Below are 16,695 nucleotides of genomic sequence, written 5' to 3' on the forward strand. Positions count from 1 at the left end.
TCAGCTGCCCTCTGTCAGAAGTTCGGGAGCGGCGCGCAATGCATCGGCGCTCAGGGAGGTGTTTAGCGGGTGATCCGCGGCAGTGCCATTGCGGATCAGATCAAATCGGTCAGTGTTGGTCGCCGTCAGAACCAGATCGGCGGGGCGGGGGTGGGCGCAGCCTTTGGCGCATCCCGAAATATGCAGGTGTTGACCAACGGGGACCGCAGCGGCCAGATCACGCGCCAGATCGCGCGTGACCGCGCGCGCCTGCGGGCAACCGGGTGCACCGGTGCAGGCGCTCACCCGCAGGCGGGGATCCGTTGCATCCAGGATCAGGCCGGGCAGGGGCGGCAGGCTGCTGATGTCTTCCACCAGCAGCATCCGCCAGGGGGTCAGCCGCAATGCTCCGTGATCGGCCAGCGCCGCCAGCGTGCGGGCAGGCATCTGGCCAAATTCCAAGGCCACCAACAGGCCTGATGTGGTCGCACCCGGCCGTTGTGGTGCAATCTGCGTTGCGCCGGGGGCGGCTGCGACATGCACTGTGGGTGGTGTGCGGCGCGCAATCAACTGGTGCATTCTGCCACGTCCCTCGGACGCGCCGCCCTGGTCGAGAAACCAGCGGGCCAGCGTGAGGGCTTCGCCTGCGGCAGTTTCAGCGGTGACCGGCAGACCCGTGTCTGCACCATCTGCACGCAAGATTAGCCCGTCGGGCCCACGTTCGATACGGATATCGGCGGCGGTGTCCGTCAGGACCGGGGCCGCACCGCAATCCACGGCAAAGCCGAATTTGCCGGGAAGCGCCAGATCGCGGGCCTGTGTCAGCGCTGCGGCCAGATCCTGTGCAATCTTGTGGCTGTCGTCGCCTGCGCGCCAGAACGGCGTCAGGGTGATATTGCGGCGCGCTTCTGCACCCGCATCCTCATCCACCAGATCCAGATCGCGCAGTCCCGCGATCAGCGCGCGGTGGGCGTCTTCGCGGATGCCGCGCAGTTGCAGATTGGCGCGGGCGGAAATATCGACAAGGCCTGACCCATACCGCTGCGACAGCTCGGCCAGACCGCGCGCCTGTTCAGGCGTGAGCCGCCCCAAAGGTGCCCGCACCCGCACCACCAGCCCGTCGCCCGACATCATCGGGCGCAGCGCACCGGGGCACCAGCCATAGACTTTGGGCGCTGGAGAGGCGGCGTGGCCCGTCACACCGCGCCCTCCAGCTCGGCCATGATGGAGTTGCGTCGCGTGCTCCAGAGACCGGCGTCAAACAGCGCGCGAAAGCGGTCGCGCATGGCCTGAAGCGCATCGGGGTTTTCGCGGCTCATGAATTCAACGAGATCCTCGCGGCCCAAAGTGGCCTCGAAATAGAGATCAAACAGATGCGGCTGCACCACCTGTGCCAGATGCGCAAAGGCGGCCATGTGATCCAGCGTCGCCGCGATTTCCGCCGCGCCGCGAAAGCCGTGGTTCATCATCGAGGTGGCCCAGTCCGAGTTGGCCGCACGGGCACGGGTGACGCGGGCGATCTCCTCACCCAAGCTGCGTGCCTGCGGTTTGTCAGGTCGGGTGGCATCCATGTGGTAAAGCGCAGGGGCGGCTTGGCCGATGCGCGCCATGGCGGCGGCAAATCCAGCTTCATGCGCGGCATAATCCGACGCCACCAGCAGGTCGGTTTCCGGCAGGTCCTGCAGGTGCACAAAGCTATCCGTGGTTTGCAGCCGGGCCTCCAGCGCGGCGCGTGCCTCACTGATATCGCCCTTGGCATCAATCGCGTGCGAAGACGCATTGAGCCAGGCCTCGCCCGCTGCGGCGCGGGCCTCGTCGGTGTAGTCATCCAGATGCGGGTTCATCGACAGACCATACTGGCCCGGTTTCGGACCAAAGACGCGGGGGGTCTCAATCAGATAGGGATTGTCGGTCTGAGATTCTTCACGCGCCGCCAGCGCGGCGGCGGCGGCCTCGAACATCTGGGCCAGGCCGGGGAAGACGTCGCGGAACAGACCGGAAACCCGCAGGGTGACATCAATGCGGGGGCGGTTCAGCATTGAGAGCGGCAGCACCTCGAAACCGGAGACGCGCTCGGAGCCTTCGTCCCATTTGGGCGCAAGCCCCGCCAGATGCAACGCCATGGCAAATTCCTCGCCTGCGGTGCGCATGGTGGCAGAGCCCCAGAGATCAATCACCAAGCCCTTGGGCCAGTCGCCGTGGTCCTGAAGGTGGCGGCGCAGCAGCTCTTCCGCCAGCTTGACCCCTTGCGCCTGCGCCGCCCGCGAGGGCACCGCGCGGGGATCCGTGGTAAAGAGGTTGCGCCCGGTCGGGATGACATCCGTACGGCCCCGATACGGCGATCCGGACGGGCCGGGGGGCACCATATGCCCGCTCAGCGCTGCAATCAGACCGGCGCGTTCCTCGGCACCACATTGACCGGTGCCAAAGATGTGCAACCCCTCGCCGTATTGGCTTTCCTTGATGTCGCAGACAAAGGCATCGATGCGGGTGATCGCCTCGGCGGCGCAGCTGTCCGGGGTGAGGCCAAGATCAGCCTCCACGCCTGTGCCTTGCGCCTCGGTCCGGATGCTGTCGATCAGCCGGTCGCGGCGGGCGGGGTCCAGACCGTCGGCGGTGGAATATTCATCCAGCAGGCTTTCCAGCCGCGCCATGCCGTCTGGCAGATTGGTCTGGGCCAATGGTGGCGGCAGATGGCCAAGGGTAACCGCGCCAATGCGGCGCTTGGCCTGTGCGGCCTCGCCCGGATCATTGACGATAAAGGGATAGGCCACTGGCAGCGGGCCGGTCAGCACCTCGGGCCAGCAGGCAGCCGAAAGCGCGACGGATTTGCCGGGCAGCCACTCCAATGTGCCATGGGCGCCGATGTGGACGATGGCGTCGGATTGGCTGCGCAGCCACATGTAAAACGCCACATAAGCGTGGCGCGGGGTACGGTCGAGATCGTGGTAATCATCGACGCGGGTTTTCACCTCGCCGCGCTCCGGTTGCAGCGCGATCAGCGCCTTTCCCGCGCGCAACGCTTTGAAATGAAACGCCCCATCGCGGCAGTCGAGGTCTTCCTCCGGCTGGCCCCAAGCCTCGGCCAGGGTATCCTGTAGATCCTGCGGCAGGGTTGCAAGGGCGGTTCTGTAGTCCTGTAACGGCAGGCTCAGCGTTTCGCCCATCAGGCGCAGGCCGGTGCTTTCCAGCGGTTCGACCACATAGCCCTGATCCCACAGCTCGCGCAGGATTTCATCGCAGGAGGCCAGTGCATCCAGCCCCACCGCATGGGCCAGATTGTGATCGCGCCCCGGATAGGTCGACAGCACCAGCGCCAGACGTTTGTCATGATTGGGCAGTTGCGCCAGCCGCAGCCAGCCCTCGATCCGGTCCACTGCGGCCTTTACCCGGTCCAGGTCGGCGCGATGGGCAAAGCGGGAATATTGCAGGTCCGGATCTTTTTTGCCCGGCGCCTTGAAACTGACCAGCCCTGCGAAAATGCGTCCGTCCACCTCGGGCAGCACCACATGCATGGCAAGATCGGCTGGTGACAGACCCCGGTCGGCCTCGGCCCAGTCCTTGCGCCGCGCGGTCGAGAGCGCCACCTGAAACACCGGGCAGCCCGTGGTCGAGAGCGGCGAAGCGCTGCCGTCGGTGCCCTGCGCGGAAAACGCAGTGGCGTTGATGATCGCAGCCGGGGCCAGATCGGGCAGGGTGCTGCGCAGCCAATCGGCAGCTTCCGGCGCCTTCAGGCTGGCGGCAAAGACACCATAGGCGGCATAGCCCCGTCCGCGCAGTTCCGCGATCAGCGCATCGACAGGCGCGGTGTCGGCGGCCGTCAGATAGGAGCGATAAAAACTGACCAGAACCAGCGGTTTGTCCTGTTCAGGCAGCTCTGCCAAGACGCCGCGATCCGGGTCGTAACAACCATATTGCGGCACGGATTTCAGCCCGGTCACCGGACCTGCATATAGCCCCGCCGCCAGCGACAGCTGCGCCAGTGCGGCCTGCGCGGCCACGGCCCCGCCGCTATCGCAGAGATGCTGCAACCGGCGCAGGGTTGAGACGGGGAGGGTCGACAGCTCATCCAGACGCGGGTCTTCGCGCCCGTCAGCAGGCAGGATCGCCAGCGCGATGCCCTTGCGGCGGGCCATGTCCTGCAACGTGGCAAGCCCGTAGGACCAATAGCTTTCGCCGCCGATAAGACGCACAAGGATGCCCTTGGCGCCCTCCAGTGTCTGCTCGGCATAGACGTCCACGGACAGGGGGTGTTTCAGCGCCACCAGATTGGCGAGGCGTAGCGAGGGCAGCCGGTCCTTGCCGCGATGCCAGCCCGCCGCGAAGGCCCCGAGATCGCTGTCGGAAAACGACAGCACCACAAGATCCGCAGGCGTCTGCCCCAGATCCTGTGGTGTATCACTCTCGTCGAGGCCGTGGCTTTCGCGGAAGACGACATGCATGGGTCAGGCTCCTTGCCTGAAGGGGGGTATGGAAGCGGGGATGGCAGCGCCCGGTCCGGCCGGGTGGGCGAGACCGTCGAAAATCTGGCGCTTCGCAGGCATCCGTTTCAGGCCCCCAGCTCGGCGCGGATGGCCTCGGCGTCGATATTGTCATGCTCGGCGATGACCACGAGAACGGTCTTGCGCGCCTGTGCGCCCCAGGGCTGGTCATATTGCGCGCGCAGGCGTTCACCCACGGCCTGAACGAGCATACGCATCGGTTTTCCTTCTACCGCAACATAGCCTTTGACGCGCAGGATATTACGCTCGCGGGCGAGTTTCACGATGGCATCCTGCAACACTTGCGGATCAGAGACTTCGCCCATTTCGACCACGATTGTATCAAAATCGTCATGGCTGTGGTCATGATCATGATGGTGGTGATCGTCGTCATGATCATCGTCGTGGTGGTGATGATGCTCGTGGTGCGAGGGGCGCGCGTCCAGATCGTCTTCGGCGGCGGCCTCAAGCCCCAGAATGACACGCGGGTCGATCACGCCTTCGGACATCGACAGGATCGGCAGTTTGCGCGGCGCTTCGGCCTCGATCATGGTGCGGGCCTTGTCCAGACCCTCCTCACCGGCCAGATCGGCCTTGGACAAGAGGATGATATCGGCGCAGGAGATCTGATCCTTGAACAGTTCCGACAGTGGGGTTTCGTGGTCGATGCCTTCATCGGCCTCGCGCTGGGCCTGCACCGCATCCAGATCGGTGGCGAACTGACCCTTGGCGACCGCTTCGGCATCGGCCAGCGCTACCACGCCATCTACGGTGATACGCGACCGGATCGCGGGCCAGTCAAACGCCTTCAGCAGCGGTTTCGGCAGCGCCAGACCAGAGGTCTCGATCACGATGTGATCGGGTTTTTCCGGCAGGTTCATCAGCTGTTCGATGGTGGGGATGAAATCATCGGCCACGGTGCAGCAGATGCAGCCATTGGCCAGTTCCATGATGTTCTCTGCCGGGCAGTTCTCATCGGCGCAGGATTTGAGGATTTCGCCGTCGACACCAGCGGTGCCAAACTCATTGACCACGACGGCCAGACGCTTGCCCTGCGGGTTCTGCATCAGATGGCGGATCAGGGTGGTTTTGCCCGCACCAAGGAAGCCGGTGATGACGGTGACGGGGATTTTGTTCAGGTCGCTCATGGGGTTAATCCTTGGACAACGATGGGGGAGTGGAAGGCGCCGCCACAGGTGCGGGCGGAATGCGGGCGATGGATTGCTTGCGGAACACTACGGGACGCTCGCGCCAGGGCACCAGACCATCCGTGGTGGCGGCATAGGCGGCGGCCCCGGTCAGGATGTCGGGCACATGTTCGTCGGGATCAAGATCACCGTAGATGTAGCTCCAGCGGGCATCGCCGCCGCTCAGCACCATGGAGCAGCCACGGGTGCAGGCCGAAAGGCATTCGACACCGCGCACCGCAACGCCCTCGGGCAGATCGGCGTCTTGCAGGGCAGCCAGCATGCGGGCGCCGGGGCGCGGAGCTTCCGGGTCGGTCACCTCGCCGCGACGGCAGGTTGTGCAGATCGTCAGTGTTACCTCGGCCATGAGCGCCCTTCACTTGGTTCCAGCGAGGGGGCTGCGGGCCAGCGGGGGCGCGAAGGTCGCGCAGGAATCCCAGCCAGTCGCGGAACACCCCGTCCGCCCGTTGCGTTTCTTTTGTTGGCAGGTCTCCCGGCTTGCGGATGCCAAGGCCTGGGGCCTTGACGGTCATCCTGCCTTCCCGAGTTTCCTCAGTGGCATCGGAGACCTCTCCGGTCACGGTCGCGGGGGCGGCTGTGCTTGGCCGGACCTTGATGGCCCAACTGTCACATTCCCTCTTCGCCTGCCAAATGGCAGGAACCAACAAAACCCCCTTGCGCCATTGCCCCTGTCTTTGTCAAGACATGGGCGAACCAGTAGGAGAGCTCCCATGAGCGATACGCCCGAGACCGACATTTCCGAAGCAGAAGCGGCACGCCATGCGGCGAAGATGGCCAAGAAGAAGGCCGCCCGCGACCGCATGATGAAGAATAAGGACGGCGAGAAAGGACTGATCATCGTTCACACCGGCCCGGGCAAGGGTAAATCCAGCTCTGGTTTCGGCATGATCATGCGCTGCGTCGCCCATAAAATGCCCTCAGCTGTGGTGCAGTTCATCAAGGGCGCCTGGCAGACCGGCGAACGTACACTGATCGAAGAAAACTTCAGCGATTTGTGCCAGTTTTACGCGATGGGCGAAGGTTTTACCTGGGAGACCCAGGACAAGGCCCGCGATATTGCCGCCGCGCAAAAGGGCTGGGAAAAGGCCAAGGAGATGATCCGCGACGAGCGCAATACCATGGTGCTGCTGGATGAGATCAACATCGCCCTGCGTTATGACTATATCGACATCGCCGATGTCGTGGAGTTTTTGGAAACCGAAAAACCGCCGATGACCCATGTGGTGCTGACCGGCCGTAACGCCAAGGAAGAGCTGATCGAAATCGCTGATCTGGTCACCGAGATGGGCCAGATCAAACACCCCTTCCGCGATGGTATCAAAGCCCAGAAGGGCGTGGAATTCTGATCTGTTGTGAGAATCTGGAAATGGAACGCCCCCGCTGTGAATTGCGGGGGCGTTCCGACCGAACTGCGCCGGATTGAGAAACCGTAAGGGTTCGCATTGGACCTCGCAACAACGGGTGCAGCCGCGATTTTCAACGGTCGCGAAATCCTGAATGCTTACGGCAGGTCATAAAGCCCGAGGGCATTCCCGTCCGGGTCGGTAAACTCTGAATAGGTCACGACATCTGGAATTTGGATTGCTTCGCCGGTGTCAATGCCAGCGTCAGCCCACTTGGCCTGAGACGCGGCCATATCGTCCACCAAGAATCTGACGACGGCCCCGGAGGGCTGGGGATCATCGGTTTCGAAAATCTGATACCATGTCTCGGGTGTCACCTTAAATTCAACAATACCGGGAACAGGCCTTAGGACCTCAACCTCAGCGCCAAATAGGGTGAGGTACCATTCCTCTGCATCGGTGATTGAGGCCACGGGAACCCCGACGGTGACTTCCTCGAAGGGGGCAGCGGAGGCGACACCCGCCGAAAGCAGCAGGGCGATAGACGCTGTGCAGAGCCGACGCATCCTTACGCGCCACCGGTCAAATCTTGAGCCAGCATCATCGCGTTGCCGTCAGGATCATAGAAAGTTGCCGTCTTGACCATACCTTCGACGACATCGGTTTCGCCGTCAAATTTCACCTTGGCCTGTTCCAGTTTTTGCCGCGCCGCATCCAGATCCGCGATGCCGAAGACGGGAACACAGTTTCCGGGGGCGGGTTTGGTATGCTCACCCAGACCGATTGTGACGCCGGTCGTATTAGTCTGCAGCTCCGACCATCCGGCCTCATCCGCATGGTAGATCGTATCAAACCCAAGCATGGTTTTGAACCAATCCGCACTGGCGTGGCGATCCTTGACCGAAAACGAGATGTTGATGGTGTTTTCCAATGAAATAAGCGCCATGGTCTTCCCTTTTGATCTAAAATATACTAACTATACTTTATGGACATTGAGACGTTTGTCAACACCACCTCAAGAGCTTGGGCCATCCCTATTTTGGCCCATCTGCACGCAGGCATTGCCGGGCGACAGGCGCCGCTGCTGACGGCCACCGGGGCAAGCAGGACCGCGTTTGCGCAAAGCATCGATCACCTGATTTCAATCGGGCTGCTGGAGCGAAACCCCGGTTATGGTCACCCGCTGCGTCCGGAGTTTCGACTGACGACGCTGGGCATTTCCGCCGCCGCCACCGCCAATAAAATTCACAGTGTCACCGCCAAGGAAGATCAGGATTTGCTGCGGCGCTCGTGGACTTTGCCGGTACTGACAGCACTGCATGAGCCGAGCCACTTCAATGACATAAAGCGGAATCTGCGCACGATTACCGATCGCGCCTTGTCTCAGTCGCTGAAAACGATGGAGGGCCGGAAATGGGTGCATCGCCACGTGGATGAGGCTGCCCGCCCTCCGCGATCTATCTACCGCGCTGTGAACACCGGTGGGCTGATCAGTCGTGTCGTGGCCAGCGAAATCAGCTTTATCGGATAGGCGCCTGTCAGCCTGAAATCACGAGAGACAGCATTGCCCTGAAGGGCCGTCTGAACAGATGGCGCGCCGCCGCGGGAGGGCGTGCTACGCCCCCCCCCTCCACGACCAAAGGGCACAGGCAATAACGTCAGCCCCTCTGACCAAATGTTTCGCGTGCGAAACAATCGGGCAGGGGGGCTGATACTTTTTGTGGGCGTTGCGCGGGGTGCGGACGCATAGGGGTTGGATGTGTTGCGAGTGGGTTAAGGCGTAGGGGTCTGAAACGATCCGGCGCCCACCCGCCCCACGAACCGCACTCAGGCGGCCAGATCTGCGGCTTTGCTGCGGATGTAGCTGTCGACGGCGGCGCGCTCTGCCTCGGTCAGGCGCAGGGCCAGTTTGGTGCGGCGCAGCAGGTAATCCTCGCCAGTGCGGACCCATTCGTGGGTGATGGTCCAGTCGAGTTCGCGGGCGGTGATGGTGGCGCCGAAGGCCTGGCCGAGATCCTCGGCCGAGGTCGCATTCCCCAGTACCTCCCAGGCCTCCGTCCCATAGGCGCGGATCAAGCGGCGAGTCGCGTAAGGGCTGAGGAAGGGATAGTCCTGCGCCAGTTTCGCGGTGAGTTTTGCCACGTCCCCGACAGGGAAATTACCGCCGGGCAGGGCGACGCCTGCGGTCCAGTTGCGTGGAAGGTCGGGAAACACGGTGCCGATTTTCTCCAGCGCGGCCTCGGCCAGTTTGCGATAGGTGGTGATCTTGCCGCCAAAGACATTCAGCAGCGGCGCGGCGTTGTCGTTCAGGGTCAGCACATATTCGCGGGTGGCGGCGGTGGCAGAGCTGGCGCCATCGTCATAAAGTGGACGCACGCCGGAATAGGTCCAGACGATATCGTCACGGCTGAGCGGATTGGCGAAATATTGCGAGGCGAAATTGATCAGGTAATCCTGTTCCTCGGGTGTGCAGGTCGGGGCGGTCTGCGGGTCGGGGTGGTCGGCGTCAGTGGTGCCGATCAGCGTGTAGTCTTCCTCGTAGGGAATGGCGAAGATGATGCGCCCGTCGGTGCCCTGGAAAAAGTAGCAGCGCCCGTGATCGTAGAGTTTCGGCACCACGATATGGCTGCCGCGCACCAGTCGGACGCTTTCGCGGCTGTTCTGGCCCAGTTTCTGACGCAGCACATCGGCAACCCAAGGGCCGCCGGCATTGACGAGCATCTTGGCGCGGCGCTGCGAGGTTTCGCCCGTTGTGATGTCTTCAAGGTCAATCACCCAGTGGTCCGCATTGCGGGTGGCGCCTGTCACCTTGGTGCGGGTCATGATTTCGGCGCCGCGGGATTCCGCGTCGCGGGCGTTCAGCACCACCAGCCGCGCGTCTTCGATCCAGCAGTCGGAATATTCAAAAGCGGTCTTGAACTTCGGGTCCAACGGACGGCCTGCGGGGTCGTTGGAGAGATCCAGTTTGGAGGTGCCGGGCAGGATACCGCGTTTGCCAAGGCTGTCGTACATGAACAGGCCCAGACGGATCAGCCAGGCGGGGCGACGGCCCTTCATCCACGGCATGATCGTCGTCAGCAGTTTTGATGTCGGCGTGGTGTTGTCAAAGCGCATGTCCTTGTGGAAGGGCAGGACAAAACGCATCGGCCAGGAGATATGCGGCATTGCCTTCAGCAGGACTTCGCGTTCGATCAGCGCCTCGCGGACCAGACGGAATTCGAAGTATTCAAGGTAGCGCAGGCCGCCGTGGAACAGTTTGGTGGAGGCCGAGGAGGTGGCGGAGGCGAGGTCGTTCATCTCAGCCAGCGCCACGGATAGGCCCCGCCCTGCGGCGTCACGGGCGATGCCGCAGCCGTTGATGCCGCCGCCAATGATGAAGAGATCGGTGATCTGGTCTTGCGCGTGAGGATCAGGCATTTTCGCTACTTTCGTTTTCGCCAACCCAGAGGATTTGCGTGTCCGCAGCCTCGGCTGCGCGGGAAAATTCAGGGGGAACGGGGCGGTCGGTGATCACCACGTCAAGATCGGAGATATCGCAGATGCGGACCGGGGCGGTGCGCGCGAACTTGCTGCCGTCGCAGACGAGCACCCGCTTGCGGGCGTTTTTCAGGATGGCGCGGGCGACGGAGACTTCGCGCGGATCATGGTCGAGAATGGCGCCGTCTGCGTCCATGGCCGAGGCGCCGATAACGGCGATATCCACCTTGTAGCGGGCGATGAATTCTAGCGCGTCCTCGCCCACGATGGCGCCGTCGCTCTGCCGTATGGCGCCGCCGACAAGTACCAGTTCCTTGCTCTCATCCTCCATCATCATATTGATAATATTGATATTGTTGGAAAGAACTGTAAGGCCGCGATGACCAGAGAGCGCGCGCGCCACCTGTTCGGTGGAGGTGCCGATATTGAGGGTGATGGCGCAGTTGTCGGGGATCAGATCAGCGGCGAGCGCGGCCATGGCGCGTTTGCCGCGGGCGTTCAGCTTGCGCCGCTCGGCGTAATCGCGGCTGGCACCACTGCTGCTGCGCACCGCGCCGCCATGCACGCGAGAGAGCGCGCCACGGGCCGCCAGATCGCGCAGGTCGGTGCGGATTGTTTGCAGGGAGACGCCAAAGCGCTGCGCGAGGTCCTCGACCTCGACGCGCTCCTGCCGGGTCAGCAGGTCGAGAATGGCGGCCTGTCTGTCGGTTGCGTCCATGCGTGATCCTTTCGCAGGCTTATCTAGGCCTCCGTTTGCGAAAAGTCACGAATTATTTTCGTTTTGCTTTCGTTTGTCTTTCTTACCGTTTGATCAGGGGATCGGGATCAGATGATTGTCCCAGGCGAGATCGGACCGGTCCAGATGGGCCAGCGTGCCGTCGCGGATCGTGCTGACCTCACCGGCGCCGGTGGTCACGATAAAGCCCGCGCCAGTGCCAGTGAGTCCGCAGACATCGGTCAGCCGGACCTCATGCAGCAAGGCGCCGCTGGTGCAGTCGGCGATCTGCACCACGCCGCCGCGTGGCGAGGTGACGGCGATCTGTGCGCCATCGCGAGAAAAGGCGACGGAGCCGCCATAGCCGTTGAGGTTGCGCAGCCGGGGGTCATCCTCGGCCATCAGGCGGGGGGCGGAGCCGGGATTGTGCAGGCCGATGATCGGCAGATCCGCGCCCGCGTCGCCCTGCCACTGCATCGCAAAACCAACGGTGCCGGTGGCGCTGATGGCAAGGTGGCGGATCGAGTTCAGGCGCATCTCGGCGTTCAGGATCAGCTGATCCTCCAGGGTGCCATCAAGGCTGAGGTAGCTGAGGTTGGGTTGCATGGTGGCGAGGTTCAGCTTTGCGCGGCCGCTGTCGGGGTGGGTCTGGATGCCGCCGTTGGCCACCACCAGATTGTGCTGGCCGTCAGGACTGGTGCGCAGGCGGATATCATGCGGTCCGATCCCGCCTGATGCGTAGTCGCCAATGCGGGGGTAGCCCGCGCTGGCGTCCCAGATGCCGATGCGACCATCGCCATTTTCATAGGCGTTTTCGGTGGTGAACAGGCGGGAGCCGTCCGGGGAAAATACACCATGGCCGTAAAAATGGTGACCTTTGGGTGGGGTCAGCCGCGTCTGTGCTGCGCCATTGCGGCAGTCGATCACATCGGCGAATTGGCCGGGGCGGCGGGCGAAGGCGACCGCCTCGGGGCGGCTGGGGTGCGCGGTTGCGGCATGGCCACGGGCGGGCAGCGGATGGCGGAACAGGATGGTGCCGGTGCGGTCCAGACCCGCGAGGAGGAAGCGGCCATCGGGGGTTTTGCCAGCCGAGAGATAGGCGGGGTGGCCAAGGTCGGCCCAGCTGGCCTGCGGGGCCATGCCTGCGGCCAGAAGCCCTGCGAGGAAACCGCGACGGGAGGGGCCTGCCATGGATCAGTCCCCGTCGAGCGAGTTGAAACCGGCGGTGACGCCGAGCTTCGGGCCAAGCCGGGTGGTGATCAGGCTGCGCAGGTCATTGATGTCCTGCTGTAGGGCTTCGATACGAAAGCGGCGGGCGGGATCGGCAACCCCGGCGAGGGAGGGATCGTCCAGCGCGCTGGCGCGTTTCAACGCCTTGGCAAAGCCTGCGTCGATTTCCTGCATCAGTGCGGGATCGCCCGCCGCAAGGGCAAGGGCGAGCGGTTCCATCGCAGTGAGGTTCAGCACGATGTGGCGCTGGCTGCGGGCGGAGCGGCGGGCCTCGGCGCGGTTGGGGCGGGGGGCGTCGAACTGGCCCAGCGGACGGCCCAGCCGCATATCGACCAGCACCTGAAACCCGGTGGTCAGGGTTTTGAACAGCTCCTGCCGGATCTCGGCCTCTGATTGGTAGCGGTTGCCCGGCCCGGGGCTCACCAGTGTCACGGCGTAGCTGTTGTGCCAATCGTCGCGGATCGCGGCGGTGGTGCGGGCGATATCGGTGGTGATGGCCGCGACCAGGGTGCAGCGCTGATCTGCGCTGCCTTCGGACTGGATGGCGTCGTCGAACAGGAGATACTCCAGCGCATAGAACCCGCGCAGGGCCACGGATTGGCTGGCAAAGACCTCCGGTATAGCCAGCTCCTCGCGCGGGGTTTCGGTGACGGCGCGGCGCAGGGTGCCGGGGATTTTGTTGCGGCTGTCCGGCCAGAAGGCGAGGGCAAAGGCCCGGTTGTCGGTTTCGGTGGGACCAAAGCGCAGGTGGCTGACTGTGATCCAGGCATCAAAGGCGTGGGCGAAGGCCGCGCGCAGGGCCGGGTCATCCGGCGTGCAATGGCTTGCGGCGACGTCGGCCAGGGTGGCGCTGGTCTGTGCCAGCCTGTCAAAGCCGGGGAGGATATGATGGGTGAGGATCCAGTCCAGTTGATGTGCCGGGGCCAGGGTTTGGGGCGGTGTATTGGGCGTGCTGACAGCTGTGGTGTCGGTCTGCGCAAGGGCCGCTTGCGGGGGCAGGGTGCCGCAGATCATAGCGGTCGCAACCGTCAGGGCGACAACACGCGACAGGCGCGTGCGGGACAGGGAAAGGGGGTTCGGCATCAGAGCGACTCCAGAAAGCGGATCAGATCGGCGCGGTCTTTGGGCGCAAGGCCGACCACGGTGTCTCGGGCGGATTGGGCTTCGCCGCCATGCCAGAGGATCGCCTCCAGCAGGGTGCGAGCGCGGCCATCATGCAGGAAACCTGCGCGGGGATTGACCTGCTGTACCAGCCCCACCCCCCAGAGCGGCGCGGTGCGCCATTCGCGCCCGGTTGCGCGGGCTTCCGGGCGGTGGTCAGCAAGGCCCTCGCCCATGTCATGCAGCAAGAGGTCGCTATAGGGCCAGATCAGCTGGAAGCTCTGCGCGGGTTGCGCCTCCAGCCGGTTGGTGACGAATTTCGGGGTGTGGCAGCTGGTGCAGCCTGCGCCGTAGAATTGCGCCTTGCCGCGCAGGACGGCGGGGTCGTCCGGGGTGCGACGGGCAGGCACGCCGAGGTTGCGGCTGTAGAAGGTGACCAGATCCATATTGGGCTGGTCGATCTCGGTCTCGCGGATGTCATCACCGCCATGGGGCGCGTTGCGGCAGCTGGTCTGCGCAGTGGTGCAATCGCCTGCATGAGCCGGAAACAGCGGCGTGGAGATGCCGATATCGCCGGAGAAGGCGGCTGCGGATTGTTCATGCACCGTGGGCTGTCCGGCCTTGTAGCCAAAGCGGCCCAGCATGATCCGGTTGTGTTCCACCGACCAGACCAGATTGGCACGCCCGGAGATACCGTCGCCGTTGCTGTCATCCTCATCCGCGCCTGCCAGAATATCCGCAGCCGGGATCGCCTCAAGCAGGCCGAGGCCGATCATGCTGGGGGCGACGCGGGGGGAGAGCATGGCATCGGGGTGCAGCGGGCCATAGCCGAGGTTATTGGCGCTATACTCAGGGCGTTGCAGGGTGGCCGTCTCGCCGCCTGCAAGCGCGATGGTGTCTTCGCTGTAGGTGACGCCGAGGCGATATTCCGGGGCGATTCCGGGGGCGGAGAAATCCTGCATCTGGCCGCCATAGGTCGGCTCTGGCGCGGTTCCGATATAGTCGGTAATGGCCTGCATCTGGTCCGGCACCGGGCCGGGAACCGAGACGCGCAGGAACATCGTGGTTGAGGCATAGTCCGGCCCATCCGGCACATGGCCGCGCCCGTCCTTCAGGTGGCAGCGCTGGCAGGAGCGCGCATTATAGAGCGGCCCCAGCCCGTCGGAGGCGAGGGTGGAGGCGGGCGAGAACACCCAGATTTTCTTGAACAGCCCATTGCCGAGTTTGAATTCCAGCTCTTCCTCAAAGCTGAGATTGTCACTGTGCTGCGAAAACGCCTCGTCATCCGTTCGGGCGCGCACAGTGGCCGCGCCTGCGGGCAGGGCCTCATAGGGTTCGGGCTGGTCGAACTGATCTGCCGGACGGGTGACGGCGCGGATGCGGGTCTGTTCCTGCGCGGTGCGGGGAAGGGTGGCGAGATGCGGATCGCCAAGCGTGGCATAGGGAGGCGCAGTCTGCGTGCGGGCTGTATCGCCCTCTGGCGTCTCTGCTGCCAGGGTTTCTGACAGCGCCGTGGTTTGCTGGTCGGCCAGAGTGGGGAGCGGTGCGATCAGCGCGAGGAGGCTGAGGCCCATCAACAGCTGGGGCAGACGCGGGCGGTGGGGCGATGGGGAAACTCGCATGCGGGCAGGGATCACTTCTATTGGCGGGGCGCGGGGCCTCCTGACCTTGGATAGGAGGATCCGGAGCTGGCATCAACTCTTGCGGGGGTGGACAATTTGTCCGGGTTGTCCGGGCGAATTGGTGCCGCAGGTGGCCAGGCCAAAACGCCAAGGGCAGGGGCAACGCGATGCGCCGCCCCTGCCGTATCTTTGCTGCCGTGGCAGCCCTTAGCCTGTCTTACTGGAAAACGGCCGTTGGGTTGTCGAGCGAGTCGGAGCCTTCGATGGCGACGCCATCGAGATCCAGCGCTGTCACCACGCGTTCGATGGAGCGGGTCTGATCGACCAGACCGTTGACGCCGCCCATGACCAGCGCTTCGCCTGCTTCATTGCCCTGTTCCAGCATCTGGTCGTAGGAGAAACCCGCCTCGGCTGCGGTCTTGATCTGACCCAGCGCGCGCATGGTGGTCGAGAGCTTGCTGCGCATCTCGCCGTCCAGTGCCGGATCGATCTCCTGCACCAGATCGGAGAGCGACGCGCCGGAAACCATGCTGCCGTCGGTGCGGATATATTCGCCCAGATAGACGTTCTGCACGCCCAGACCATCGTAGTAATGGCTGTTGTGGGTATTGTCGGAGAAGCAATCATGCTCTTCCTCAGGATCGTTCAGCATCAGGCCTAGGCGCATGCGTTCGCCGGCGGTTTCCCCGTAGGAGAGCGAGCCCATGCCGGTCAGCATGGCGGTGATGCCTGCGTTTTCATCCGACAAAAGCGTGCCACGGGCTTCGCCTTCGGTGCCCCATTGTGCGGCCATCCACTCCAGATCGGAGACCAGCAGATCGGTCGCGGCCTTCAGGTATTCGCCGCGGCGATCGCAGTTGCCGTTGGTGCAATTCTCGCCTGCGGCATAGTCGGTCCAGGCGCGGCTGCCGGCGCCGTGGTCGGTGCCGTTCAGGTCCTGACCCCAAAGCAGAAATTCGATCGCGTGATAGCCGGTTGCGACATTGGCCTCGACGCCATCGGCCTCATGCAGGGTGGTTTCCAGCAGCTCAGGCGTGATGGCGCTGGCGTCGATGGATTTGCCGGACAGCTCAAAGCTGGGGTTGGCAACGATATTCAGCGCCGCAAGGGTGTTTTCATCGGTCGGGCCGCCGTAGCTGGCATCGACATAATCAATCAGGCCCTCGTCCAGCGGCCATGCGTTCACTTTGCCTTCCCAGTCATCAACGATGGCATTGCCAAAGCGGAACACCTCGGACTGCTGATAGGGCACGCGGGCCGCGAGCCAGGCCTTGCGGGCAGCTTCCAGGGCCTCGGCGGAGGGTTCAGCGATCAGGCTGTCCACGGCTGTTTGCAGGGTTTTGGCCGTTTCAAGGCTGTCCTGATATTTGGCGTGCGCAATATTTGCGTAGGTGGTCAGCACCTCAGCCTTGTCTGCCGCAAAAGCGGGAGCCGCAACTGTGGCGAGCGCTGCAACAGCGGTACCTGCGAGAAAATGCGATGTCATTAGAGCGTTCCTTAAGAGTTAGTCGAGATGTTATGATGTGAACGGGTTACAGG

At 63.6% G+C, this 16,695-nt stretch carries 14 protein-coding genes and 1 riboswitch; of the genes, 2 read left to right on the top strand and 12 right to left on the bottom strand.

What is annotated here, in order from left to right; all coding sequences use genetic code 11:
* The 4 genes from cobG to J4721_RS00635 all read right to left on the bottom strand — a co-directional run bounded on the left by cobG (window position 1) and on the right by J4721_RS00635 (window position 6,014).
* Window positions 1-1,179: a precorrin-3B synthase gene (gene cobG, locus J4721_RS00620; RefSeq protein ID WP_211001868.1), complete on the bottom strand. Its 1,179-nt coding sequence runs from the start codon at window positions 1,177-1,179 to the stop codon at window positions 1-3.
* Entirely contained in the window at window positions 1,176-4,421 is a 3,246-nt protein-coding gene (gene cobN / locus J4721_RS00625) for a cobaltochelatase subunit CobN (RefSeq protein WP_211001869.1), read from the bottom strand. Before cobN ends, cobG begins: the two co-directional genes overlap by 4 nt.
* Before the next feature lie 107 nt (window positions 4,422-4,528).
* Window positions 4,529-5,608, bottom strand: a complete 1,080-nt coding sequence (gene cobW / locus J4721_RS00630; protein ID WP_061048628.1) for a cobalamin biosynthesis protein CobW — start codon at window positions 5,606-5,608, stop codon at window positions 4,529-4,531.
* 4 nt (window positions 5,609-5,612) lie between these two features.
* A complete protein-coding gene (locus J4721_RS00635) occupies window positions 5,613-6,014 on the bottom strand; it encodes a DUF1636 domain-containing protein (protein WP_014879416.1) in 402 nt (133 codons plus the stop codon).
* Window positions 6,015-6,112: 98 nt separating this feature from the next.
* Window positions 6,113-6,328, bottom strand: a riboswitch (cobalamin riboswitch).
* A 50-nt stretch (window positions 6,329-6,378) separates the two neighbouring features.
* Between J4721_RS00635 and cobO the strand changes: the two genes are divergently transcribed.
* Complete coding sequence (gene cobO, locus J4721_RS00640; RefSeq protein WP_211001870.1) at window positions 6,379-7,014, top strand: cob(I)yrinic acid a,c-diamide adenosyltransferase; 636 nt, start codon at window positions 6,379-6,381, stop codon at window positions 7,012-7,014.
* A gap of 155 nt (window positions 7,015-7,169) precedes the next feature.
* On the opposite strand, the gene J4721_RS00645 is transcribed toward cobO, so the two are convergent.
* Together J4721_RS00645 and J4721_RS00650 are read right to left on the bottom strand one after the other, a co-directional pair.
* Window positions 7,170-7,577, bottom strand: coding sequence for a VOC family protein (locus J4721_RS00645; RefSeq protein ID WP_211001871.1), 408 nt, complete (start codon window positions 7,575-7,577; stop codon window positions 7,170-7,172).
* Between the two features lie 2 nt (window positions 7,578-7,579).
* Complete coding sequence (locus J4721_RS00650) at window positions 7,580-7,957, bottom strand: VOC family protein (protein ID WP_211001872.1); 378 nt, start codon at window positions 7,955-7,957, stop codon at window positions 7,580-7,582.
* Window positions 7,958-7,996: 39 nt separating this feature from the next.
* Here J4721_RS00650 and J4721_RS00655 point away from each other — a divergent pair, with 39 nt between their 5' ends.
* A complete protein-coding gene (locus J4721_RS00655) occupies window positions 7,997-8,542 on the top strand; it encodes a helix-turn-helix domain-containing protein (protein WP_211001873.1) in 546 nt (181 codons plus the stop codon).
* Between the two features lie 296 nt (window positions 8,543-8,838).
* Here the strand turns inward: J4721_RS00655 and glpD are convergent, their stop codons facing one another.
* The 6 genes from glpD to J4721_RS00685 form a co-directional block, all read right to left on the bottom strand.
* Window positions 8,839-10,428: a glycerol-3-phosphate dehydrogenase gene (gene glpD / locus J4721_RS00660; RefSeq protein ID WP_211001874.1), complete on the bottom strand. Its 1,590-nt coding sequence runs from the start codon at window positions 10,426-10,428 to the stop codon at window positions 8,839-8,841.
* On the bottom strand, window positions 10,421-11,206 hold the full coding sequence (locus tag J4721_RS00665; protein ID WP_102858088.1) for a DeoR/GlpR family DNA-binding transcription regulator: 786 nt from the start codon (window positions 11,204-11,206) through the stop codon (window positions 10,421-10,423). The genes glpD and J4721_RS00665 overlap by 8 nt, the downstream gene beginning before the upstream one ends.
* A gap of 93 nt (window positions 11,207-11,299) precedes the next feature.
* A complete protein-coding gene (locus J4721_RS00670; RefSeq protein WP_211001875.1) occupies window positions 11,300-12,394 on the bottom strand; it encodes a DUF1513 domain-containing protein in 1,095 nt (364 codons plus the stop codon).
* Between the two features lie 3 nt (window positions 12,395-12,397).
* Entirely contained in the window at window positions 12,398-13,516 is a 1,119-nt protein-coding gene (locus J4721_RS00675; RefSeq protein ID WP_211001876.1) for an imelysin family protein, read from the bottom strand.
* Entirely contained in the window at window positions 13,516-15,156 is a 1,641-nt protein-coding gene (locus J4721_RS00680) for a di-heme oxidoredictase family protein (RefSeq protein WP_211001877.1), read from the bottom strand. Before J4721_RS00680 ends, J4721_RS00675 begins: the two co-directional genes overlap by 1 nt.
* 217 nt (window positions 15,157-15,373) lie before the next feature.
* Window positions 15,374-16,642: an imelysin family protein gene (locus tag J4721_RS00685; protein WP_211001878.1), complete on the bottom strand. Its 1,269-nt coding sequence runs from the start codon at window positions 16,640-16,642 to the stop codon at window positions 15,374-15,376.
* Window positions 16,643-16,695 lie beyond the last annotated feature (53 nt).

Source organism: Phaeobacter sp. HS011 (assembly GCF_018101215.1).
GTDB lineage: Bacteria > Pseudomonadota > Alphaproteobacteria > Rhodobacterales > Rhodobacteraceae > Phaeobacter > Phaeobacter inhibens.